Source organism: Micromonospora sp. NPDC000442 (assembly GCF_042898635.1).
GTDB lineage: Bacteria > Actinomycetota > Actinomycetes > Mycobacteriales > Micromonosporaceae > Micromonospora.
The window spans coordinates 1-22861 of record NZ_JBIAYZ010000030.1; the positions used below are offsets into that span (position 1 = coordinate 1).

The following is a 22861-nucleotide window of genomic DNA, read 5'->3' on the forward strand; positions in this document are numbered from 1 at the left end:
TTGGCGCGGGTTACTCCGCCCCCCCCCCCCCCAATAATCGCGTCCGCGCCCCGCCCAAACGGCAAAAACAAAAACCCCCCCCCCCGCCCCCCCCCCCCCCGCCCGGGGGGCCCGGCCCCCGTCCGTACACCCGTCCCGCAACGGGCCACGGCGGGCCGGTAGTGGGGCCACAGCGGGCCGCCGCGGCGACATCGGACAGGCGTTGACGGATCCGGCTCCGGCCGGCCACTGGTCTGAAACACCGCCGTGGAACACTCCGAACGGAGGTGGTCGAAATGGCCCTGGTCCGGCCGGAAAATCCGCAGCAGGCACGGTTGGTCCGGTTACTACGGGACGAAGGTCCCCGCTCGCGGGTGGAGCTGGGTGACCTGCTGGGCCTGTCCCGGACGGCGCTCACCACCGAACTCGACCGGCTCACCGCCCGTGGGCTGGTCGAGACCGCCGGGCCGGCGGCCTCCCGGGGCGGACGCCGGTCGTCGCTGCTGCGCCTCTCCGGCGGCGTACGCTTCGCCAGCGTGGTGGTCGCCACCGACCGGGTCACCGTCGCGATCACCGACGGTGAGCTGAACGTGCTGGCCGAGACCGGCGAGGTGGCGGACGTACGCGACGGGCCGGAGCCGGTGACCGGCCGGGCCGTCGAGCTGGTCGACAAGCTCCGCGCTGAGCTGGGCGTCACCGAGCTCACCGGGGTCGGCGTCGCCCTTCCCGGGCCGGTCGACGGCGGCACCTCCACCGCGCCGGCCGTCCTGCCCCGTTGGCAGCGCTTTCCGGTGCGCGACGCGTTCGCCGCCGAGCTCGGCTGCCCGGTGTTGGTCGACAATGACGCCAACGTGCTCGCCCTGGGCGAACGGCACGCCGGCATCGGCCGCACCGTCGAGGATTTCCTCTACCTGAAGCTCGGCACGGCGATCGGCTGCGGGCTGGTGCTCGGCGGATCGCTCTACCGGGGGGCGACCAGCAGCGCCGGCGACATCGCCCACCTACCGCTCGGCGAGGAGGGGCCACCCTGCGCCTGCGGAGAGGCCGGTTGCCTCGAGGCGTACTGCGGGGATGTCGGGTTGGTCCGGGCGGCGCTGGCGGTTGCCCGGACGGATCGCTCCCCGGTGCTGGCCGCGCGCCTGGCCGCGGCGGGCACGCTCACCGTCGCGGACGTGGTCGCGGCCGCCACCGCCGGGGACCCGGCCACCCAGCTGCTGGTCCGCGATGCCGCCCGTCGGCTCGGTCGGGTGCTGGTGGGCCTGGTCAGCTTCTTCAACCCCGGCATGGTCGTGATCGGTGGGGCACCCGACGGGCTCGGGCACCTGCTGCTCTCCGAGATCCGTGGCGTGGTCTACCGACGCTCGGCGCCGCTGGCCACCGGCACCATGCCGATCGTCCTGTCCGACCTGGCGGGCCGGGCCGCCGTGGTGGGCGCGGCCTACCTGGCCAGCGAGCACGTCTTCAGCGCCGGCTGACCACGGAGATGCCCGGGGGCCGGCTGCGGGCCGCCCCCCGGGCATCCGTACGGTTTCAGTCCTTGCTGCTGAACGCCGCGTCGAAGGCGGCGGACGGTGCGTCGAAGGCGAGCCGGCGGACGAACTGGAGCGCTTCCGGGGCGCCGACCAGCCGGTCCATCCCGGCGTCCTCCCATTCAATGGAGATCGGCCCGGAGTAGCCGATCGCGTTCAGCGCCCGGAAGCAGTCCTCCCAGGGCACGTCGCCGTGGCCGGTGGAGACGAAGTCCCAGCCGCGGCGCAGATCCGCCCAGGGCAGGTGCGAGGCCAGCCGACCGCGACGGCCGTCGCCGGTACGCACCTTCGCGTCCTTGCAGTCGACGTGGTAGATCCGGTCGGCGAAGTCGAAGATGAAGTTCACCGGGTCGAGCTCCTGCCAGACGAAGTGCGACGGGTCCCAGTTCAGCCCGAACGCGGGCCGGTTCCCGATCGCCTCCAGCGTCCGCTTCGTCGTCCAGTAGTCGTACGCGATCTCGCTCGGGTGCACCTCGTGGGCGAAGCGCACCCCGACCGCGTCGAAGACGTCGAGGATCGGGTTCCACCGGTCGGCGAAGTCCTGGTAGCCGCGCTCGATCATCTCTGGCGGCACCGGCGGGAACATCGCCAGCGTGTGCCAGATCGACGAGCCGGTGAAGCCGACGACGGTGTCCACGCCGAGCTTCGCCGCCGCACGGGCGGTGTCCTTGATCTCCTCGGCGGCCCGCTGGCGTACCCCTTCGGGCTCGCCGTCGCCCCAGATCCGGGCGGGCAGGATGCCCTGGTGTCGTTCGTCGATCGGGTGGTCGCAGACCGCCTGGCCGACCAGGTGATTGGAGATCGTGAAGACCTGGAGGTTGTGCTTGGCGAGCGTCTCCCGCTTGCGTTCGACGTACGAGTCGTCGGCCATGGCCTTGTCGACCTCGAAGTGGTCGCCCCAGCAGGCGATCTCCAGGCCGTCGTAGCCCCACTCGGCGGCGAGCCGGCACACCTCGTCGAACGGAAGGTCGGCCCACTGGCCGGTGAACAGCGTGATCGGTCGCGCCATGTGTCCTTTTCCCCTGTCGTGTTGGGGATTCCGTTACCTGCGGGACCGGGGCGAGGGATGACCGGATGCGGCGGCCCCGACGATGCACCGGTGGACGCGGTCGCGCCTGGGGCCGACGGGTTGCGCCTCCCGTCGACTCACCGGCCACCTCGCGGTCGCCGTCTCTCACTCTAGGCGGGCGGCGCGCGGTAGGAAAGTGCCCCGGTGCGACGGGCGACCGTCGCACCGGGGCGTGCCCTTTGTTCGGTTACGGCAGGACCCAGCGCTGGTTGGCGCCGGTGTGGCAGGTCCACAGGTGCACGGCCTGCCCGTCGGCGGAGCTGTTGTTCGACACATCCAGACACTTGCCCGAGTTCGGGTTACGCAACGTGCCGTTGGACTGCGCCGACCAGTTCTGGGCCCCACTGCCGTTGCAGGTCCACAACTGGATCTTCGTGCCGTCGGCCGAGCCGGCACCGTTGACGTCCAGGCACTTACCCAACGCCCGGATCGTCGAATTCGGCGTCACCGTCCACGTCTGCGCCGCCGAGCCGTTGCAGGTGTAGATCTGAATCTGCGTACCATCGGCCGTGCCCGCGTTACGCACATCCAGACACTTACCGGCCAGGCCGGTGATCCGGCCGGTGCGGACGTCACCGCCCGGCGGCGGCTCCGAGCCGCCGAGTTCCTTGATCCGGATGTTGCGGAAGGACACGTCGTCGCCGGTGCCGTGGTTCTGGATACCGATGTGGCCGGCGAGCGACCGGACCGGGTCGGTGTTGGTGAAGTCGTTGATCTTCGAACCGTTCAGGAAGACCTGGAGGCGCTCCCCCTCCACCAGCAGCTCGTAGGTGTTCCACTCCCCCGCCGGGTTCAGCGCGGCGTCCCGGGCGGCGAGGTCGGCGGACTTGAAGCCGTAGACCGCGCCGGTGGTCCGGTCGGCGGCGTCGGTGGGGTCGATCTGCACCTCGTAGCCGTTGTTGATGGCGGAGTTCGGGTCGTTCGACGGTGGGAAGCCGATGAAGACACCGGAGTTGTCGTCCCCGGCCACCCGCCAGTCCAGCTTCAGCGAGTAGTTGGTGAACTGCTTGGCGCTGTGCCAGAACAGTCCCATCCCGCCGACGGAGGTCAGCGTGGCGTCGGAGTTGCTGAAGCTGCCCGGCCCGGCCTGGGACCAGCCGCTGGTGGAGCCGTTGTAGAGGGTGGTGTAGCCGGTCTCCGGCCGGCAGTCGGCCTTGGTGCGGCCGGCCGCGTACCGGATGCCGCCGAGCAGGTGCGCCCGGAAGGCCGGCTCGGCGTACGACGCCTGGGTGTGGCCGCCGCCGGTGTAGAAGGACCGGCCGCCGCTGTATGTCTTGCACCAGGCGATCGGGTGGTCGGCACCCATCACACCGCCCGAGTACGTCGATTCGTTGAGGTTGGCCAGCACCCGCGCGTTGGCCCGGGGGTTGCTCTGGAAGTCGTACCACTCGTCGGTGCGGACCCAGTTCTGCGGCAGGTGGGCGGTGGCCGCGTGGGCCCGGTTCTCCACCCGGACGGTGGCCTGCTGGATGGCCGGGTGGGAGCGGAAGTACGCCCCGACCAGGTTGCCGTAGAAGGACCAGCCGTACTCGGTGTCGGCGGCGGAGTGCACGCCGACGTAGCCGCCACCGGAGCCGATGTACGACTCGAACGCGCTCTGCTGGCTGTTGTTGAGCACGTCGCCGGTGGTGTTGAGGAAGATCACTGCCTCGTACTGGGCGAGGTTGCCGGTGGTGAAGACGGCGGCGTCCTCGGTGGCGGTCACGGTGAAGCTGTTCGCCGCGCCCAGGTCACGGATGGTCTGGGTGCCCACGGCGATGGAGTCGTGCCGGAAGCCGGCCGTCTTGGAGAAGACCAGCACGTCGTACGGGGTGTCGGCGGCGCTGGCGGGGGTGGCCGGGGTGGTGCAGGCGAGTACGGCGAGGGCGGCGGTGGCCAGGCCGACGGTGGTTCGGAGGAGTCTGCGCATGTCGCTCTCCCAACGATTGGTGGTGTCAGGAGGGGCCCCTGTTTCCAACACTAGGCGTTGACGAGGGCCCCTCCTCGGATCAGGGCAGGACCCAGCGCTGGTTGGCGCCGGTGTGGCAGGTCCACAGGTGCACGGCCTGCCCGTCGGCGGAGCTGTTGTTCGACACATCCAGACACTTGCCCGAGTTCGGGTTACGCAACGTGCCGTTGGACTGCGCCGACCAGTTCTGGGCCCCACTGCCGTTGCAGGTCCACAACTGGATCTTCGTGCCGTCGGCCGAGCCGGCACCGTCGATGTCCAGGCACTTGCCGAATGCCCGGATCGTCGAGTTCGGCGTCACCGTCCACGTCTGCGCCGCCGTACCGTTGCAGGTGTAGATCTGAATCTGCGTACCGTCGGCCGTGGCCGCGTTACGCACATCCAGACACTTACCGGCCAGACCCACGATCGGACCGGTTCCGCCCGTGCCACCGCTGCCGGTGGTGAAGGCGAACGAGTCGAGGTCGTAGAGCGAACCGGTGCCGGTGCCCGCGAAGGTCAGGTAGAGCGTGGTGGTGCCGGACGGCGGGTTGCTGATGGTGCCGGTGACCGTGGTGAAGGTGTCCCAGGCGCCGGTCACCGGGACGGTGGCCGAGCCGAGCACGGTGCCGGTGGCCGAGCCGGCGCGCACCTGGAGGGTGCCGCCGGAGCCGGCCGAGGAGACCCGGGCACTGAACGATGTCACGTTGTTGATCCGGTACGGCTCGAACGCGATCCAGTCGCCGTTGTTGATGTTTCCGACGGTCTTGCCGCCCTCGGCGGCCGCCTTGTCGAAGGTGGCGATGCCGGAGGAGGTCTTGTAGTGCTCGGCCTGCCGGCTACGGGGTTGGAGGGTGTGCTGGGTGTGGGTGGTGAGCCCGCCGGCATCGGTGTACTCGGCGTCGAAGATGGCGAAGATGTTCGCCGCGTAGTCGTGCTCCCCGTCCACCGGGATCGTGATCGAACCGGAGCAGCCGTTCTGCGAGGTGATCTGGTGTCCGTGGCTGTCGTGGCCCAGCACGTAGGTCATCTTGACCTTGGTGCAGTCGATGGTGCCGTCCTCCGGGTCGGTCACCGTGATGCTGAACGGCACGGTGTCGCCGAAGGAGAACAGCGATCCGTTGACCGGGCCGTTGATGGTGACCGTCGGGGCGGTGTTGCCGACCCGGATCTGCACGCTCGCGGTGCCGGTCGCGCCCTGCGGGTCGCGCACGGTCAGGGTGGCGGTGTAGCTGCCGTTGGCGGTGTACGTCTTGCTCGGGTTGGCCGCCGTCGAGGTGGTGCCGTCGCCGAACGCCCACGAGTAGGTCAACGCCCCACCCTCCGGGTCCGACGACCCGGCCGAGGAGAAGTTCACGGTCAACGGGGCGACCCCCGAGGTCCGGTTCGCCGAGGCCACCGCCGTCGGTGCGCGGTTGCCGCCGCCGACGTAGTCGTACCGGTAGACGGCCGAGTTGGCGTCGCCGTTGAAGTAGCCGGTGCCGTAGTCCAACACGTAGAGCGCACCGTCCGGGCCGAAGGCCATGTCCATGACCTGCTTGCCGTTCCAGGGGAAGGTGTCGATGGTGCCCACCGAGCCGTCGCCGTTGACATGGATCGGCTTGATCCAGCCCCGACCGAACTCACCGGCGAAGAAGAGCCCGTCGAAGCTCTGCGGCCACTTGGTCGTTGACGTCGACGCCGCGTTGTAGCGGTAGACCGGGCCGCCGCTCGGCGACTCGGAGCCACCGCCGAACTCCGGCGGGCTGCCGGCGTCACCGGCGTAGCGGATCCAGGACGGCTTGGCAGCCGGCAGAGTGGTCAGGCCGGTGTTACGGAACGAGTTGTTGGTCGCGCCGCCGGTGCAGTTGTACTTCGGCCCGGCGGTGTTGTTGGCGAAGTTCCACTCGGCGTACGTCTCGTTGCTGGTGTTGGTGCCGGTGCAGTACGGCCAGCCGTAGAAGCCGGGCCCGGTGACCCGGTTGAACTCCACCTGACCGCTGGGGCCACGCGCGGAGGTGGAACCCGCGTCCGGCCCGTAGTCGCCGACGTAGACGATGCCGGTGGCCTTGTCGACGCTCATCCGGAACGGATTGCGGAAGCCCATCGCGTAGATCTCGGGCCGGGTCCGGGCGGTGCCCGGGGCGAACATGTTGCCGGCTGGGATCGAGTACGACCCGTTGGCGTTGACCTTGATCCGCAGGATCTTGCCGCGCAGGTCGTTGGTGTTGGCGGCGCTGCGCTGCGCGTCGTACGCCGGGTTGCGGTTGGTCCGCTCGTCCAGCGGCGAGTAACCGCCCGAGTCGAACGGGTTCGTGTCGTCGCCGGTGGACAGGTACAGGTTGCCCGCGGCGTCGAAGTCGATGTCGCCGCCGACGTGGCAGCAGATGCCCCGGTCGGCGGGCACGTCGAGGACATCGACCTTGCTGGACTGGTTGAGCGTGAAGTCGGCGTTAAGGGTGAACCGGGACAGCCGGTTTACTCCCTGCCAGGCGGAGAAATCGCTGGCGGTGGCCGGCGCGTCGCCGCTCGGGGTGGACAGCGGCGGTGCGTAGTAGAGGAAGATGTGCCGGTTGCTGGCGAAGTTCGGGTCGACGCCGATGCCCTGCAAACCCTCCTCGTCGTGGGTGTAGACCGGTACGGTACCGATCACGGTCGTGGTGCCGGCCGCGTCGGTGCGACGCACCGTGCCGTTGCGGGCGGTGTGCAGGACCGAGCGGTCCGGCAGCACCGCGAGGGTCATCGGTTCACCGACCTCGGCCACTCCCTTGGCGAGGGTGACCTGCTGGAAGTCGCTGGCGACGATGGGGTGGGCGCGGGCCGGGGTCGGGCCGGCGATGGCAATGGTGCCGGCTGTGACGACCAGGAGCAGCGCCGAGGCGCTGGTGGACCACCGTGCGGGGTGGTGGGTGGTGCGCATGGTGGACATCGCAGTGCTGTCCCTTCCTGACGAGTGCTTCTGCCAGGGCGGGGCGCGCGCCGTCGCGCCGGATGCCGTAGCGGGGGTGCCGAGGGGGTCCCGCGCCGCCGGTTCACCTCGACGAAACATTTCGGTGCTAGCGACGACACTAAGCGTCATTCGTCTATATGTCTATATCTTCTGCCTGCCGGATACAGACTTTCGTCAGTTCGGTCAAAAGCCGCCCGGTGTTGCGCTGCCACGGCGGTGCTCAGCGCTGGCGGTCGATGGCCTGGGCGGCCAGCTCCATCAGGGCGGTCCGGCTCTCCGCGGTCACCTCGGTGTGTTCCAGCGCCGCCAGCCCGGCCTCGGCGCGGACCTGGATCATCTGCTCGATCTTCCTCCGGGCGCCGGTGCACTCGATGATCTCGCGCAGCTCGGCGGCGCCCTCGGCGTCCAGGTCGGGATTGCCGAACAGCTCGCGCAGCCGGGCCCCCTGCGCCCGGTCGGCGGCGTCGCGGGCCAGCGCCATCATCACCGTCGGTTTGCCCTCGCGCAGATCGTCCAGAACGGACTTGCCGGTGACCGCCGGGTCACCGAAGACCCCCAGCACGTCGTCGCGGAGCTGGAAGGCGTCCCCGAGCGGGTCGCCGAACTCGGCCAGCGCGTCCAGCAGCTCGACGGGTGCACCCGCCAGCGCGGCGCCAATCTGCAACGGCCGGGTGACCGTGTAGCGGGCCGCCTTCATCCGGATCACCGTGAGCGCGCTGGCCACCGAGCCGTCGCCCACCCCGGAAACCAGGTCGAGATACTCCCCCGCGATCACCTCGGTACGCATCAGCGCGAACACGGCGTACCCCTGGTGCACCTGGTCGGGGGTCAGCCCGCACTCGTGGAACATCTGATCCGACCAGGCGGCGCAGAGGTCACCACAGAGCAGGGCGGTGTTACGTCCGTACGCCTCGGGGTCGCCCCGCCAGGACGAGCGGGCGTGCAGGTCGGCGAAGATCCGGTGCACCGAAGGCTCCCCCCGGCGGCGGTCGCTGCCGTCCAGGATGTCGTCGTGGATCAGCGCGAAGGCGTGGAACAGCTCCAGCGCGGCGGCGGCGACCACGATCGGCGTGCCGTCCGGGCCACCCGCGCCCCGCCAGCCCCAATAGCAGAACAGTGGTCGCAGGCGCTTGCCACCGGCCAGCACGAAGCGGTGCAGCGTGGTGAAGACGCCCCGTGGTGCGCCGTCCGGCCAGTCCGGATCCTGCCGGTCGAGGAAGGCGGTCAGCTCGGCGTCGAAGCGGGCCCGCAGCCCGGCCGAATCGACAGGTGCCTCGGCAACCGTCACCGTCCCTCCATTCCGGCCAGTTCCAGCAGCAGCCCCTTCACCTCCGTGGCCGCTATCCGGTCCCGGGCCACCGACGCGTCGGAGCAGAGCAGCACCGGTCCGTCGGCCGGATCGGCGGGCAGCCGTCCGTGTGAGCCCCGGACCGCGCGTGCGCCGGCATCCAACCCGACCACGTTCATCAGGTACCGCATCCCGAGCTTCTTGCGGGCCAGCGCGACCGCGGCCCGGCGCTTCGCCGCGCCCGGCCCGGCCGGGTCGAAGAGCAGCTCCGCCGGGTCGTACCCGGGCTTGCGGTGGATCTCCACCAGCCGGGCGAAGTCGGGCGCACGCGCGTCGTCCAGCCAGTAGTAGTACGTGAACCAGGCGTCCGGCTCGGCCACCAGCACCAGCTCACCGGCGCGCGGATGGTTCAACCCGTGGGCCGCCTTGCCGTCGACGCCGAGCACCTCGGCCACCCCGGGCAGCCCGGCGCAGAGCTTCGCCACCGCCGGCACGTCGGCCGGGTCGCGCACGTACACGTGGGCGACCTGATGGTCGGCGACCGCGAAGGCGCGGGACGTCCACGGGTCGAGGTACTCCATGCCCGCCTGGGTGTGCACCCGCAGCAGCCCCTCGGCGCGCAGCAGCCGGTTGACGTCCACCGGCCGGGACACCTCGGTGATGCCGTACTCCGACAGCACCACCACCGTCGCGTCGCGGGCCTGCGCGGCGTCGAGCAGCGGTGCGAGCACACCGTCCAGCTCGGCCGCCGCGGCCGCGGCGCGGGGCGAGGACGGGCCGAAGCGTTGCAGGTCGTAGTCCAGGTGCGGAACGTAGACCAGGGTCAGGTCGGGCGAGGACTCGGCGAGGATCTGCTCGGCCGCCCGGCAGATCCAGCGCGACGACGGCAGGCCCGCACCCGGCCCCCAGTAGGTGAACAGCGGAAAGGTGCCGAGCCGGTCGGTGAGCGCATCGTGCAGCTGCGGCGGGTCGGTGTAGCAGTCCGGCTCCTTGCGACCGTCGGCGTAATAGACCGGTCGCGGGGTGACCGTCCAGTCCACGTCCGCGCCCATCGCGTACCACCAGCAGACGTTCGCCACCGTGTAACCGGGCCGGGCGCGGCGCGCGGCCTGCCACAGTTTCTCCCCGCCGACGAGCGCGTTGTGCTGCCGCCAGAGCAGCACCTCGCCGAGGTCCCGGAAGTACCACCCGTTGCCGACGATGCCGTGCTCGGCGGGGAGGGCTCCGGTGAGGAAGGTGGACTGCACCGAGCAGGTCACCGCCGGCAGCACGGTGCCCAACTCGGCGCGGAACCCGGTGTCGGCGACCGCGCGCAGCCGGGGCATGTGCGCCAGCAACCGGGGGGTCAGCCCCACCACGTCGAGCACCACCAGCTGTCGACCCGCGCTCACGGGATCACCGCCTTTGTTCGCGACTGCGGGGCTCGCAACACCGGCTCACTCCTCGCGCTCACGGGATCACCGCCTTTGTTCGCGACTGCGGGGCTCGCAACACCGGCTCACTCCTCGCGCTCACGGGATCACCGCCTTGTCGGTCGGGGTCAGCCCGAGGGCGACCAGCTCGTCCCGGGTGAAGGCCAGTTCGGCCGCGATCCCGGCGGCCAGCTCCGCGTCGGTGCGCGGGCGTCGCGCAGCCGGCAACACCCCCCAGGTGTACGTCTCGACGTCGAGGTGGTCGCAGCCGGCGTCGGCACCGGCGAAGAGCGCGGCCAGCGCGGCGCGCAGCACCGGCAGGGTCGAGCCCAGCGGTGGTTCGGGTGGGGCGTGCAGTGGCACGTGGTAGTGCACCCGCCACGGCCCGGGCAGCGCGGCGTCCAGGGCGACGTCGAGGTCGTCGGCCGCCCAGCTCGGATCCGCCGGATCGGCGCCCTGCGGCCCGCCTCCCGATACGACGCCGGTGGCCGCGGTCGGTGCGGCGCCGGTGGCGGCGGCGCAGCCGGCGGTGCGGGTCTGGTGCAGGAAACGCGGCTCGACCCAGCGGCGCAGGGCGGCGGCGTCAGCGGTCGGGTCGGCCGCCTCCAGCGCGGCGGACACCTGCACCTTGACCACCGGCAGGCCGGCGACGGCCAGCCGCTCCAGGGCGGCGGCGGGCTCCTCCCAGGCGCAGGCGAGGTGGGCCAGATCCAGGCAGATCCCGAGGCGATCGGTGTCCATTCCGGACAGGGCGGCGACGGCCTGCGGGGTGCTCTCCACCACGCAGCCGGGCTCCGGCTCGAAGCCGACCCGCACCGGCCGACCGGTGTCCCGCTCGACGGCGGCGAGTCCGGTGGCGAGCCGGTCGAGCCGTCGACGGGCGGCGTCCGCCCGAGTGCGGTCCCACGGCGCCCGCCAGGCCAGCGGCAGGGTGGAGACCGAGCCACGGGCGGCGTCGTCGGGTAGCAGGTCGGCAAGTACCCGGGCCAGGTCGAGGGTGTACCCGAGCCGGTCGTCAGTGGTCCAGTCCGGTCGGTACACCGCCCCCTTGACCACGGGCGCCTGGAAGGCGGCGTACGGGAAACCGTTGAGGGTGACCACCTCCAGCCCGCGTACGGTCAACTCGGTGCGCAACCGGCGGCGGGCGGCCGGGTCGGCGGCCAGTTCGGCGGCGACCGGGGCGGCCAGCCACAGGCCCAGCCCGAGTGGATCGGCGCCGAGCGTCTCGCGGACCGGCACCGCGTAGGTGTCCAGTTGGGCGACGATGCCGGCGAGGTCCTCGGCGGGGTGCACGTTTGTGCAGTATCCGAGGTGGACGGTGCGCCCGCCGGTGTGCCGCAGCCGCATCAGCTGCCGCCGCGCAGGATCGAGTTGCCGGCGAAGGTCGGCTCCGCGAGGTCGTCGTCGGTCAGGTCGAGCCGCCCGGACTGCCCGTAGAACTCGACCGGGTTGCGCCAGAGCACCCGGTCGACGTCGTCGTCGGTGAACCCGGCGCGCAGCATCGCCTCGCCGGTGGCCCGGGTGAGCAGCGGGTCGGAGCGTCCCCAGTCGGCGGCCGAGTTGACCAGCACCCGTTCGGTCCCGTACGCCTTGAGCAGCTCGACCATTCGCGGCGGCGACATCTTGGTGTCCGGGTAGATGGAGAAGCCGAGCCAGCAGCCGGTGTCCCGGACCAGTTTCACGGTCATCTCGTTGAGATGGTCGAGCACCACCCGCTCCGGCGCGATCCCGGACTCGGCGACCACGGCCAGGCTACGCTCGACACCCCGGGCCTTGTCCCGGTGCGGGGTGTGCACCATCGCCGGCAGGTCGTGCGCCACGGCCAGGGCGAGCTGGGCGGCGAAGGCGTCGTCCTCCTCGGGGGTCATCGAGTCGTACCCGATCTCGCCGACCGCCACCACGCCGTCCTTCTCCAGGTAGCGGGGCAGTTCGTCGAGCACGGGCCGGCAACGCCTGTCGTTGGCCTCCTTCGGGTTCAGCGCGATCGTGGCGTGATGGCGGATCCCGAACTGCCCCGCCCGGAACGGCTCCCAACCGACCAGGGAGTCGAAGTAGTCGGTGAACGAGCCGACGTTGGTGCGCGGCTGGCCCAGCCAGAACGCCGGTTCCACCACCGCCCGGACGCCGGCTGCGGCCATCCGCTCGTAGTCGTCGGTGGTACGGGACGTCATGTGGATGTGCGGGTCGAAGATCCGCATCACACCTCCCTGGGCTGGGGCTGGCTGGCGGCGGTGAGCCGATCCAGCAGTTCGGCGGCGTCGGCGGGCATGCTCCGGCCGGCGGCCCGGCGCTCGGCGGCCAGCGCGGCGAGCATCGCCGCCAGTTCCTGGTCCGCGCGGGCGTCGAGGTCGGTCACCACCGCCAGCGGCACGCCGGTGAAGACGCACTTGAGCACCGCCTGCCGCCAGGCCGGCGGGTCGAGGTGGCGGGCGTACGGGCCGAGGGCCGCGGCGACCAGCCGGGTGTCGTTGGTGCGGATCGCGTCGTGCAGCAGTGGCAGCCCGGCCGCGCCGATCGGCAACAACGGCAGCGCCTTGAGCACGGCCCGCTTCTCGGCGGCGTCCCCGGTGCGGTAGAGCACCTCGGCCTGCTGGGCATGACCGGTGGGCAGGCTGGCCAGCAGCAGTGCCCGGGCCGCCTCGTCGGCGGTCCAGCCGGGCAGCTCGGGCAGGTCGTGTCGGCCGCAGCGGCGGCCGGCCGCCGGGAAGAACCGCGCGATGGTGGTGGGTTCGGCCGCGACGCGGTCCAGGGCCGTGGCCAACCAGTCCGGATCGGGTACGCCCCGCAGGGCCGCCCGCAGCTCGTCCACTGTCATCGCGTCTCCTCCCTCGTCCGCCGCCGTCGACGGCCGTGGCGGTGGCACCGCGTGCGTCCTTTGCTCTGCTTCACTCCACGCGTCGGTCGTTGTCCGGATAGCGGACGCCTGGTGGTGCGCCGGTTGAAGCAGAGCAAAGGACGTGCCCCGAGGCGGCGGTGCGCAGGAAATCCAGCGAGCGGGCGGCGACGGTGGGCGCGGCGTGCGAGTGCCGGGGCAGTTCCACCGCCGCCAGGCCCCGGTAGCCGATCTCGCGCAGCGCGGCCAGCACCGGCGGAAAGTCGATCTCGCCGACACCGAACTCCAGGTGTTCGTGCACACCCCGCCGCATGTCGTCGATCTGCACGTTGACCAGGTGCGCGGCGACGTCACGGACACAGTCGGGCACCGACTGCGGCTCCAGACACCGGCAGTGTCCGATGTCGAGGGTGATGCCGAGGTGGGCCGGCGAGCCGAGGGCGGCGTGCAGGCGGCGCCAGTCGGCGATGTCCTCGACCAGCATGCCCGGCTCCGGTTCGAACCCCAGCGTGACCCCGACGGCCTCGGCCGCCTCGATCACGGTGGCACAGCCGGCGACCAGGCGGTCCCAGGCCACCGCCGGCGTGACCGTATCCGGCCGGACGCCGGCCCAGAACGAGACCGCCTCGGCGCCGAGGTCCGCGCCGATCGCCACCGCGCGGCGCAGGAACTCGATCCGGAGCGTGGGGTCGTCGTGCAGCAGCGTCGGGGCGTGCTTGTGCCAGGGGTCCAGCAGGAATCGCGCGCCGGTCTCGATCACCAGGCCGAGCCCGAGTTCGGCCAGTCGGCGAGCGACGGCGTCGACGCGCCCCGCCAGGGCGGGCGCGAACGGGTCGAGGTGGTCGTGGTCCAGAGTGAGCGCGACACCGGCGTAGCCGAGGTCGGCGATGACCGCGAGCGCGTCGTCGAGGCGGTGGTTGGCGAAGCCGTTGGTCCCGTACCCGAACCGCAGTCCGTCGGGGGGCCTGGCGATGCCGGCGGACGTCATGTCGGTGAGACCTTCCGGGCCAGCCGCCGGCCCAGCGGTGCGGCCGCCGCCACCGCCAGTCCGAGCAGGCCCGACCCGGCGCGGGCGGTCAGCGCCCCCTGCAACGCGGGCAGGCCGGTGATGCCGGCGCCGACCGCCGCGCGGACCCGCGCCGCGGTGGGCTCGGCCGCCACCCGCGCCTGAGCGGTGCCGTAACGGGCGGCGTACCAGGCGGCGAGGACGGCGGGCAGCGCCACCGCCACGGTGCCGAGGGCACGCCGACCGTTCCCGACGTCGACGGTTCGCCGACCGTCGGTGCGGACGGCAGGGGCACGCCAGGCGGGCTCCGCCGGACCACCGGTCCGGGTGACGCTCGCGGTGAGTCGCCGACCGGGCGGGACGGCGGCGCTCGCCGCGACCAGGGCGGTGCCGGCGAGGGTGCGCAGCGGCAGGGCGCAGTCGGTGCCGCTGACCTCCCGACGGGACAGCGCGGTGACGGTCCAGGTGTGCGCGGCGACGGTGACCGCCGCCGGCAACGCCCGCGCCGTCCGACCTCCGGCGGCACCGAGCAGCACGTCCAGCCCCCGACAGGTGGCCATCATGGCGGGCCCCACGGCGGTGTTCTTGGCCGCGAGGTCGTACCCCCAGACGGCGGCGGCCAGCGGCAACGCGACAGCGGTGGCCCGCCGGCCACCGGCCGCGGCGGCGAGCCCGACACCGGCGGCGGTGAGACCGGCGGCAAGGCCGACCGCGAGGCCGGGACTGACCCGGCCGCTCGGTATCGGCCGCTCGGGGCGTTCCACCGCGTCCAGTTCGCGGTCGGCCCAGTCGTTGGCGGCCATGCCGGCCCAGTACAGCAGCACCGACGCGGCGGCGAGGGCGGGGGTACGCGGACCGAGCGCGCCCGCCGCGGCGGCACCGGCGACCACGTCCCCGGGTACCGAGAGCGCGGCCGGGGCGCGGACCAGCTCGGCCAGGTCAGCCACGCGAGGCATCGGTGTCTCCGGCGTCCAGGCTGCCAGCGAACGCGCACAGCCGCGTCCATTGGTCGGCCAGCGAGTGGGTCCCGGTGCCCAGCGGATCCTTGAAGAAGAAGGCCAGGTCGGTCAGCGGCCCGGTGTGGCCGGCGGCGTGCGCGGCGGCGGTGAGCCGGGCCAGGTCGAGCACGAGCGGGGCGGCCAGCGCCGAGTCGCAGCCGTGCCAGGTGAACTCCAGCCGCATCCCGGTGCCCAGGAACCCGGCGAAGGTGATCAGATCCCAGGCGGTCTTGAAGTCACCGAGTTCCTCGACGTACCCGATCCGGGTGTCGCCCTGCGGCAGGTAGCCGAGCGTCTCCCCGAGCACCCGTTGCTTGCTGCGTACCTTCGCGGCGTTGGCGTCGGGGTGGGCCAGGGTGGCACCGTCGCCGCCGCCGAGCAGGTTGAGCCCGGACCAGGACCGGACGGTGAGGTGGCGCATCGCGAACATCGGGGCGAGCACCGACTTGAGCAGGGTCTCCCCGGTCTTGCCGTCGTGGCCGGCGTACGGCACGCCGCGGCGGTCGGCCAGCGCGGTCAGCGCCGGCAGCCGCAGGCCGGTCGACGGGGTGAAGTCGACGTACGGGCAGTCCGCCGCGACGGCCGCGTACGCGTAGAGCGAGCTGGGTGGCAGCACCTCGTCGGGACCGGCGAGGGCGGCCCGCAGCGCGTCCGGGTCGGCGTGCCCGGGATGCGGTCGGGGAGCCGGTTCGGTCGCGGCGACGTTGACCACCACCACCCGGGCCAGCTCGTGTCGCTGCCGGAAGGCGGTGAGATCGCGGACGAGCGCGGCGGCCCGGTCGGCCTGGGTCCCGGCGGTGGGTGCCGGGCGTAGTTCCCGCTCCACGGCGGCCAGTTCCTCGGGCAGCGCGGCGACCAGGCGGGCCGGCAGTACACCGGCGTCAGCGAGCGCCTCGGCGCGCTTGGCGATCGGGGTGGCGACCACGTCGTGGCCGCCGAAGACCAGGTCGGCGAAGGCCGGCAGGGCGGGGCTGTTGACTCCGGGCAGTTCGGTGACGCAGCCGGTCGGCCCGGTCAGCCCGGCGCGCAGCGCGAGTGCCCCGACGATGCTGGTGGTCGCGACCGAGCCACGCGCCCCCACCAGCCAGACACCTGTACGCATAGCGCTCCTTCCGGTGCCCGAGAAACCGACATACATCGATTGAATCTTGATATCAGGAAAAAGCTGAAAAAGATACGGGTTGGGCCGATGCGCCCCGTCCGCCGCCCGCTCCGGTGGGTACTCGCCGGCCGACGCCGAGGTCGGCGGCGACGACGTCGGGCCGGCGTACCGGGTGGGTCGGTCGGACGGGGCTGGCAGGCAGGGACAGTCGGCGTCTCGCCCCTGCCTCCCCCGCATCCGGCCCGGTCAGGACGACGATGTCCCGATCGGACGACTCGTCGGACGCGGTCCGCCTGGCGGCGGGAGTCTCCAGGTGGACGGTCGGTGGACTGGTCGGTGGGCGGCGGCCCTCCGGTGCTGCCGGGGAATCCCGGTCCGGCCGCACCGGAGGAACCGCATTGCTCGTGCCGCCGGTCGCCCGGTGGCACGACCTCCGGACCCGACCCGTACCGGCCACGGGGCGCAACCGTGGCCGGCCCTCGCCGGTCGGCTCCGGAGGTGGTTCAGGCGGCGACCGGTGCCAGCGACGGCTCCACCGCGGCCCAGGAGGAGCCCAGTTCGGCCGAGCGGGTCACCGCGTCCAGCACCAGTTGCACCTGCAACGCCTCGGCGAACGAGGGCGACGGGTCGACCCCGGTCGCCACCGCCTCGATGAAGTCGCGCATCTGGTGGGTGAAGGAGTGCTCGTACCCGATGATGTGTCCCGGCGGCCACCAGGCCGACAGGTACGGGTGCTCGGCCTCGGTCACCAGAATCCGGTTGAAGCCCTGCTCGGCCGCGGGCCGGGTGGCGTCGAGGAACTCCAACTCGTTGAGCCGCTCCAGGTCGAAGGCGACACTGCCCAGCGAACCGTTGATCTCAACCCGGAGGGCGTTCTTGCGTCCGGTGGCGAACCGGGTCGCCTCGTACGTGGCCAGTGCCCCACCGTCCAGACGGGCCACGAAGATCGCCGCGTCGTCGACGGTGACCGGGCCGGTGGCGGCGTCGGCCCCGTCGGCCTGCGCCGCCAACCCGCTCGACTCGGCCGGCAACGGCCGCTCCTTGACGAAGGTCTCGGTCACCGCGCTGACCCCGCTGATCTGCTGTCCGGTGACGTACTGGGTCAGGTCGATGATGTGCGAACCGATGTCGCCCAGCGCACCGGATCCCGACACCTCCTTACGGAGCCGCCAGACCAGGGGGAACTGCGGGTCCACGATCCAGTCCTGCAGGTAGGTGGCCCGGACGTGCCGGATCTCGCCGAGCCGCCCGTCAGCGATGAGCTGACGCATCAGCGCCACCGCGGGCACCCGCCGGTAGTTGAAGCCGCACATCGACCGCGCCCCACCGGCCTGGGCGGTGGCCGCCGCGGCGGCCATCTCCCGGGCCTCGGCGACCGTGTTGGCCAACGGCTTCTCGCACAGCACGTGCTTGCCCGCGGCGAGCGCGGCCAGCGCGATCTCGGCGTGGCTGTCACCCGGTGTGCAGATGTCGACCACGTCGATGTCCGGCCGGTTCACCAGCTCCCGCCAGTCCGTGGTGTGCTCCTCCCAGCCGAGCCGGTCGGCGGCGTCGGCCACCTTCCCGGCGTCCCGGCCGCAGAGGAGCGCCATCCGGGCCCGCGCCGGCAGGTCGTACACCCGGTTCACGGTCCGCCATGCCTGCGAGTGCGCGGCGCCCATGAACGCGTAGCCGACCATGCCGACCCGCAGTTCGTTGTTTGTCGTGGACAAGGTGGGTCTCCCCCCGTTGTGTCAGAACCCGAGCTTGAGGTAGTCGCTCGCGTTCTCCTTGGTGATCGTTTCGGAGGCGAGGACAATCTCCTTGGGAACCTGGAGTTCCACCAGGTCGGACATGCCCCTGCCCTGGCCGATGAGGCGGGCCAGCGAGATCGCCGAGGACGCCATCGACGGGCTGTAGGTCACCGTGGCCTTCAGCACCGTGTTGTCGGCCTGGATGTCCTCCATCGCCTTCTTCGAGCCGGCGCCACCGACCATGAAGAACTCGTTGCGGTTGGCCTGGCTGAACGCGGCCAGCACCCCGATGCCCTGGTCGTCGTCGTGGTTCCAGATCGCGTCGATCTTCGGCTCGGCCTGCAACAGCTGGCTCGCCTCCTGCTGGCCGGAGTCCGCGGTGAACCGTGCCGCCCGGCGGTTCTTCACCTTCAGGCCGTGCTGGGCCAGGGTGTCGTTGAAGCCCTTCGTACGCTCCTGGGTCAGCTCCAACTCGTCCATCCCGGCGATCTCGGCGATCACCGGATTGCTGACGCCCTTGGCCTTGAGCTGCTCGACGATGAAGGTGGCGGCGGAGACACCCATGCCGTAGTTGTCGCCCTTGATCTGCAACCGGTACGCCTTGGCGTCCGGGAAGGCCCGGTCCAGGTTGACCACCGGGATGCCGGCCGCCATCGCCTCCAGCCCGAACGAGTTCAGCTCCTTGCCGTCGTGCGGCAGCAGCACGATCACGTCGGGCTTCTGCGAGATCAGGGTGGACAGCGCGGCCCGCTGGGCCGCCGCGTCCGCGCCCGCCTCGACCGTCTTGAACTCCACGTCGGAGTACGCGGCGGCCTGCGACTTGGCGTTGTTTGTGATCGCGGCGATCCAGCCGTGGTCGGCGGCCGGCGCGGAGAAGCCGATGGTCACCTGCTTGCCGGGCTCGGCGTTGGCGTTGCCGTCGGCCGCCTTGGTCTGCGCCTCGGTCGGTGTCTGCTCGTTGCTTGTGCAACCGGCGAGCAGTACGCCGGCGCCGACGGCCGCCCCGCCGAAGAGCAGCCGGCGCCGCGACATGTCGCGACTGTGCTGGGTCATGACGACCTCCTGGTTATTCAGTGGTGGGGATTTTGGGTGTACGAAGCCCGGCCACCGTCGGTTGCTCGGTGGCCCGGGTGCAGCGGTGGTCAGCTCGTGGTGAGCCGGTTGCGACGGAAGAACTGGGAGAGAGTGCCGAACTGGACCTGCTGGATCAGGACGGCGGCGACGATGATGCCGCCCTTGACCATGTTCTGGGCCTCCGTGGAGAGGCCGTTGATGGCGAAGAGGTTGGTGATGGTGGCGAAGATGATCACACCGAGCAGGGAGCCGACGATGGTGCCCCGCCCACCGCTGAGCAGCGTGCCCCCGATGATCACGGCGGCGATCGCGTCCAGCTCGTAGAGGTTCGCCATCGCCGCCTGGGCCGAGGTCGCCTGCGCGGTGAGCATGATGGCGGCGATGCCGCAGCACAGGCCGGACAACGCGTACAGCAGCAGGGTGTGCAGTCGGACGTTGATGCCGGCCAGCCGGGCGGCCTCCGGGTTGCCGCCGACGGCGACGGTGCGCCGCCCGAAGGTGGTGCGGTTGAGCAGCACCCACCCCGCGGCGACCACGGCGGCCAGGATGTAGACCAGCAGCGGGATGCCGAGCAGGTCGGTGCTGGCGATGCCGTTGATGGTGCTGTTCTGCGAGATCTGGGTCTGCTTCTGCGAGATCTCGGCGGCCAGCCCTCGCGCGGCCACCAACATGGCCAGCGTCGCGATGAACGGCACCAGCCGCCCGTACGCGATGAGTGTCCCGTTGACCAGGCCGACCGCCATCCCGACGATGATCGCGGTGAAGATCATCCCGCCGGCGCCGAAGCTCTGCGTCGCCACCGTGGTGCACCAGACCCCGGCCAGCGCCACGATCGCGCCGACCGAGAGGTCGATGCCGCCCCCGATGATCACGAAGGTCATGCCGACGGTGACCACGCCGACCACCGAGGCGAGCTTGAGGATGCTGAGCATGTTCGCCCAGACCCAGTCCGGGTTGGAGTACAGATCCGAGCGGGTCGCCGCACCGATCACGAACAGGGCCAGCAGCACCCCGATCAGGGCGAGATTCCGCTTGGCGCCCTCACCGCCGTCGCCGTGCCACCAGGAGAGCCGACCGGTGGTGGCCGCCGTGGCGGTCGGCGTCGAGTGACCGGCCGCCTCGGTCTCCGCCGGGTCCACCGGGGGTGACTGCGCCGGCAGCTTAGTCGTGGGCGGACTATCGGTCATGCCGCTGCGCCTTCCATCAGGGACCCCGCCATCACGAGGTCGAGCACGGTGGGTTCGTCGATTTCGTCGGCAGGGGCGGTCCGGACGACCCGCCCTTCGCGCATGACCAGCACCCGGTCGGCCAGGCCGAGCACCTCGGGCACCTCGCTGGAGACCAGCAGCACCCCGACTCCCTTGGCCGCGAGCTGCCGAATCACCTGGTACAGCTCGGCCCGGGCACCGACGTCCACCCCGCGGGTGGGCTCGTCGAGCAGCAGCAGCTTCGTGTCGCCGAGCAGCCAGCGACCGACCACCACCTTCTGCTGGTTGCCGCCGGAGAGCGTGCGCACCGCCCGGCGGACGTCGCGCGGACGCATCTCCAGGCTCTCGGCGATCCGGTCGGCCGCCGCCCGTTCCCGGCCCACGTCGGTGAAACCGAAGCGGGCGTAGCGATCGAAGGTGGCGAGGGTGACGTTGCGGTAGATCGGCTCGCCGAGCAGCAACGCCTGGCTCTTGCGCTCCTCGGGGGCCATACCCATGCCGGCCCGCACCGCCGCGCCGACGCTGCCCGGCCGCAGCGCCCGACCGGCCATCCGCACCGAACCGGCCTCGGCCGCCCGCGCACCGTAGATCGTCTCCAGCAGTTCCGAGCGGCCGGAGCCGACCAGGCCCGCGATGCCGACGATCTCTCCAGCCCGGACGGTCAGTGACACGTCGGCGAACTCGCCTGTACGGGTCAGCCCGTCGACCTGGAGCAGTTCGTCGCCGACCACGGTCTCGGCGGGGCGGTCCGGGAAGACGTACTCGATGGTCCGGCCGGTCATCTGGGACACCAGGTCGCTTGTCGGGGTCTCGCGGGCCGGCAGGTTCGCCGCGGTGGTCCGGCCGTCCTTGAGTACGGTCACCCGGTCGCCGATCTCGCGGATCTCCTCCAACCGGTGCGAGATGTAGATGACCGCGATGCCCTGGGCGGTCAGTTCGCGGATGATCCGGAAGAGGTTCTCCACCTCGTCGTGGGCGAGCACGGCGCTCGGCTCGTCCATGATGATCAGCCTGGCCTCGTGGGACAACGCCCGGGCCATGCTGACCACCTGCTTGCCGGCCGCCGGCAGGGCCCGCACCATCCGACCCGGTGGGATCTCGGCGTGGCCGAGCCGGCCGAGGATCTGGCGGGTCCGGCCGGCCATGTGGCCCCGACGGATGAACCCGAACCGACGCGGCTCGTGCCCCAGGAAGGCGTTCTCCGCCACGGACAGGTCCTCGACCAGGTCGAGTTCCTGGTAGATGGTGGCGATCCCGGCGCGCATCGCGGCCTGCGGGTTGGCGAAGCTGATCCGCTCACCCAGCCACTCGACCTGCCCCGAGTCCGGCCGGTGCACCCCGGCGAGCACCTTGATCAGGGTGGACTTGCCGGCACCGTTCTGCCCGAGCAGGCAGTGCACCTCGCCCGCGCGGACCTCCAGTTGCACGCCGTCCAGGGCGCGTACGCCCGGGAAGGTCTTGACCACGTCGGTCAGGCGCAGCACCACCTCGCCCTCGCCGGCGGTCGTCTCCACCGGCGGCGCGCCGGTCCCGCTCGCGGCGTCCTGCCCGGTCATGCCGCCTCCCCGAAGGCCAGGTCGCTGGCGAGCACCGCGGCGCCGGCCACACCGGCCCGCGGGCCGAGCTCGGAGAGCACCACCGGCAGGTTGCCGGTGGCCAGCGGCAGCGAGCGGCGGTACACGACACTGCGAATCTCGGCGAGCAGGATGTGCCCGAGTTGGGCGAGTCCACCGCCGATCACGATCATCGAGGGGTTGGTGAAGCTGACCAGCCCGGCGAGCACGCCGCCGACCCGCCGTCCTCCCTCACGGATGAGTTGGATGCAGGTCACGTCCCCTTCGAGCGCCCCGGCGGCGACGTCGAGCGCGGTGACCGCGCCGTTGGCCTCCAGTCGTTCGGCCAGGGCGGGTGAGGTGCCGGCCCGCGCGGCGGCGGTGGCGTCCTTGGCCAGGGCGGCCCCGCTGAAGAGTGCCTCCAGGCAGCCGGCGTTGCCGCAGGAGCATATCGACCCGTGCGGATCGACCTGGATGTGGCCGATGTCGCCGGCGCACCCGTCGGTGCCCCGGTAGACGTCGCCACTGAGGTAGATACCGCAGCCGATACCGGTGCCGATCTTGACGAAGAGGAAGTCGTCGACCGAGTGGGCCACCCCGCCGTGCCGCTCGCCGATCGCCATGATGTTCACGTCGTTGTCGACCACCGCTGGGCAGCCGTGCTCGCGGGTGAGCAGTTCACGGACGGGGAAGCGGTCCCAACCGGGCATGATCGGCGGCGAGACCGGCACTCCGTCGCGGAAGCTGACCGGGCCGGGCACACCGATGCCGACCGCGTCGAGTCGCTCGTAGACACCGTCGACCCGGGCCTTGTGCAGCAGCTCGTTGACGCGCTGGAGGGTCGCCTTCGGGCCGGACCGGATGTCGGCCGCCTCCGCGTACGCCGCCACCGGCTCCAGCCGGCCGTTGACGACCTCGACGTCGATCGAACTGGCACCCAGATCGACGGCCGCGAAGCGCAGCTCCGGGCTCAGTTCGACAAGCGTGGAACGCCGCCCGCCCCGGGAGGCCGCCTTGCCCGCCTCCGCCACGTAGCCGAGGGCGACCAGCCGCTCCAGCTCGGCGAGCAACCGCGGCCGGGGCATCTCCAGGCGGTCGGCGAGTTCGGCCCGCGACAGCGCTCCCTCGTCACGTAACAACCGCAACAATCGGACGTGCAGGGGGTCGGCGTTGGGCACGGCTCACCTCTCCCACCGGGGGTGTTCACATCGACGAAATGCC

At 71.7% G+C, this 22861-nt stretch carries 17 protein-coding genes; 1 reads left to right on the forward strand and 16 read right to left on the reverse strand.

Features of this window, described 5'->3' with window-relative positions:
• Positions 1–275 precede the first annotated feature (275 nt).
• Entirely contained in the window at positions 276–1454 is a 1179-nt protein-coding gene (locus ACFY2A_RS28510) for an ROK family protein (protein WP_387176148.1), read from the forward strand.
• 55 nt (positions 1455–1509) lie between these two features.
• On the opposite strand, the gene ACFY2A_RS28515 is transcribed toward ACFY2A_RS28510, so the two are convergent.
• The 16 genes from ACFY2A_RS28515 to ACFY2A_RS28590 all read right to left on the reverse strand — a co-directional run bounded on the left by ACFY2A_RS28515 (position 1510) and on the right by ACFY2A_RS28590 (position 22818).
• Positions 1510–2517, reverse strand: a complete 1008-nt coding sequence (locus ACFY2A_RS28515; protein ID WP_387176150.1) for a sugar phosphate isomerase/epimerase family protein — start codon at positions 2515–2517, stop codon at positions 1510–1512.
• A gap of 247 nt (positions 2518–2764) precedes the next feature.
• A complete protein-coding gene (locus ACFY2A_RS28520) occupies positions 2765–4486 on the reverse strand; it encodes a ThuA domain-containing protein (RefSeq protein ID WP_387176152.1) in 1722 nt (573 codons plus the stop codon).
• A gap of 79 nt (positions 4487–4565) precedes the next feature.
• Positions 4566–7403 carry an RICIN domain-containing protein gene (locus ACFY2A_RS28525; RefSeq protein WP_387176209.1) on the reverse strand — a complete coding sequence of 946 codons (2838 nt, stop codon included), beginning with the start codon at positions 7401–7403 and terminating at the stop codon, positions 4566–4568.
• Between the two features lie 250 nt (positions 7404–7653).
• Positions 7654–8721 carry a polyprenyl synthetase family protein gene (locus ACFY2A_RS28530; RefSeq protein ID WP_387176154.1) on the reverse strand — a complete coding sequence of 356 codons (1068 nt, stop codon included), beginning with the start codon at positions 8719–8721 and terminating at the stop codon, positions 7654–7656.
• Positions 8718–10112: an alkaline phosphatase family protein gene (locus ACFY2A_RS28535; RefSeq protein ID WP_387176155.1), complete on the reverse strand. Its 1395-nt coding sequence runs from the start codon at positions 10110–10112 to the stop codon at positions 8718–8720. The genes ACFY2A_RS28530 and ACFY2A_RS28535 overlap by 4 nt, the downstream gene beginning before the upstream one ends.
• 120 nt (positions 10113–10232) lie before the next feature.
• Positions 10233–11480, reverse strand: coding sequence for a metabolite traffic protein EboE (eboE, locus tag ACFY2A_RS28540; RefSeq protein WP_387176157.1), 1248 nt, complete (start codon positions 11478–11480; stop codon positions 10233–10235).
• Positions 11480–12331: a TatD family hydrolase gene (locus ACFY2A_RS28545; protein WP_387176159.1), complete on the reverse strand. Its 852-nt coding sequence runs from the start codon at positions 12329–12331 to the stop codon at positions 11480–11482. The genes eboE and ACFY2A_RS28545 overlap by 1 nt, the downstream gene beginning before the upstream one ends.
• On the reverse strand, positions 12331–12948 hold the full coding sequence (locus ACFY2A_RS28550; RefSeq protein ID WP_387176161.1) for an EboA domain-containing protein: 618 nt from the start codon (positions 12946–12948) through the stop codon (positions 12331–12333). Before ACFY2A_RS28550 ends, ACFY2A_RS28545 begins: the two co-directional genes overlap by 1 nt.
• 70 nt (positions 12949–13018) lie before the next feature.
• Positions 13019–13954, reverse strand: a complete 936-nt coding sequence (locus ACFY2A_RS28555; protein ID WP_387176163.1) for a sugar phosphate isomerase/epimerase family protein — start codon at positions 13952–13954, stop codon at positions 13019–13021.
• Entirely contained in the window at positions 13951–14928 is a 978-nt protein-coding gene (locus ACFY2A_RS28560) for an SCO3242 family prenyltransferase (RefSeq protein WP_387176165.1), read from the reverse strand. The genes ACFY2A_RS28555 and ACFY2A_RS28560 overlap by 4 nt, the downstream gene beginning before the upstream one ends.
• Positions 14912–16072 (reverse strand): inositol-3-phosphate synthase, encoded by a 1161-nt coding sequence (locus tag ACFY2A_RS28565; RefSeq protein ID WP_387176167.1) that lies wholly within the window; start codon positions 16070–16072, stop codon positions 14912–14914. Before ACFY2A_RS28565 ends, ACFY2A_RS28560 begins: the two co-directional genes overlap by 17 nt.
• Before the next feature lie 503 nt (positions 16073–16575).
• Positions 16576–17751, reverse strand: coding sequence for a Gfo/Idh/MocA family protein (locus tag ACFY2A_RS28570; RefSeq protein ID WP_387176211.1), 1176 nt, complete (start codon positions 17749–17751; stop codon positions 16576–16578).
• Positions 17752–17805: 54 nt separating this feature from the next.
• Positions 17806–18858, reverse strand: coding sequence for a substrate-binding domain-containing protein (locus ACFY2A_RS28575; protein WP_363923051.1), 1053 nt, complete (start codon positions 18856–18858; stop codon positions 17806–17808).
• An 89-nt stretch (positions 18859–18947) separates the two neighbouring features.
• Positions 18948–20066: an ABC transporter permease gene (locus ACFY2A_RS28580; protein ID WP_363923049.1), complete on the reverse strand. Its 1119-nt coding sequence runs from the start codon at positions 20064–20066 to the stop codon at positions 18948–18950.
• The gene (locus ACFY2A_RS28585) at positions 20063–21643 is read right to left on the reverse strand and encodes a sugar ABC transporter ATP-binding protein (RefSeq protein WP_387176170.1); all 1581 of its coding nucleotides are present in this window, start codon (positions 21641–21643) and stop codon (positions 20063–20065) included. Before ACFY2A_RS28585 ends, ACFY2A_RS28580 begins: the two co-directional genes overlap by 4 nt.
• Positions 21640–22818: an ROK family transcriptional regulator gene (locus ACFY2A_RS28590; protein ID WP_363923045.1), complete on the reverse strand. Its 1179-nt coding sequence runs from the start codon at positions 22816–22818 to the stop codon at positions 21640–21642. The genes ACFY2A_RS28585 and ACFY2A_RS28590 overlap by 4 nt, the downstream gene beginning before the upstream one ends.
• Positions 22819–22861: the final 43 nt, after the last annotated feature.

Coding starts and splice junctions, on each gene's coding strand:
- ACFY2A_RS28560 (WP_387176165.1), bottom strand. CDS start 14,928: ATGCCTCGCGTGGCTGACCTGGCCGAGCTGGTCCGCGCCCCGGCCGCG.
- ACFY2A_RS28510 (WP_387176148.1), top strand. CDS start 276: ATGGCCCTGGTCCGGCCGGAAAATCCGCAGCAGGCACGGTTGGTCCGG.
- eboE (WP_387176157.1), bottom strand. CDS start 11,480: ATGCGGCTGCGGCACACCGGCGGGCGCACCGTCCACCTCGGATACTGC.
- ACFY2A_RS28520 (WP_387176152.1), bottom strand. CDS start 4,486: ATGCGCAGACTCCTCCGAACCACCGTCGGCCTGGCCACCGCCGCCCTC.
- ACFY2A_RS28550 (WP_387176161.1), bottom strand. CDS start 12,948: ATGACAGTGGACGAGCTGCGGGCGGCCCTGCGGGGCGTACCCGATCCG.
- ACFY2A_RS28570 (WP_387176211.1), bottom strand. CDS start 17,751: ATGGTCGGCTACGCGTTCATGGGCGCCGCGCACTCGCAGGCATGGCGG.
- ACFY2A_RS28575 (WP_363923051.1), bottom strand. CDS start 18,858: ATGACCCAGCACAGTCGCGACATGTCGCGGCGCCGGCTGCTCTTCGGC.
- ACFY2A_RS28525 (WP_387176209.1), bottom strand. CDS start 7,403: ATGCGCACCACCCACCACCCCGCACGGTGGTCCACCAGCGCCTCGGCG.
- ACFY2A_RS28585 (WP_387176170.1), bottom strand. CDS start 21,643: ATGACCGGGCAGGACGCCGCGAGCGGGACCGGCGCGCCGCCGGTGGAG.
- ACFY2A_RS28565 (WP_387176167.1), bottom strand. CDS start 16,072: ATGCGTACAGGTGTCTGGCTGGTGGGGGCGCGTGGCTCGGTCGCGACC.
- ACFY2A_RS28580 (WP_363923049.1), bottom strand. CDS start 20,066: ATGACCGATAGTCCGCCCACGACTAAGCTGCCGGCGCAGTCACCCCCG.
- ACFY2A_RS28545 (WP_387176159.1), bottom strand. CDS start 12,331: ATGCGGATCTTCGACCCGCACATCCACATGACGTCCCGTACCACCGAC.
- ACFY2A_RS28515 (WP_387176150.1), bottom strand. CDS start 2,517: ATGGCGCGACCGATCACGCTGTTCACCGGCCAGTGGGCCGACCTTCCG.
- ACFY2A_RS28555 (WP_387176163.1), bottom strand. CDS start 13,954: ATGACGTCCGCCGGCATCGCCAGGCCCCCCGACGGACTGCGGTTCGGG.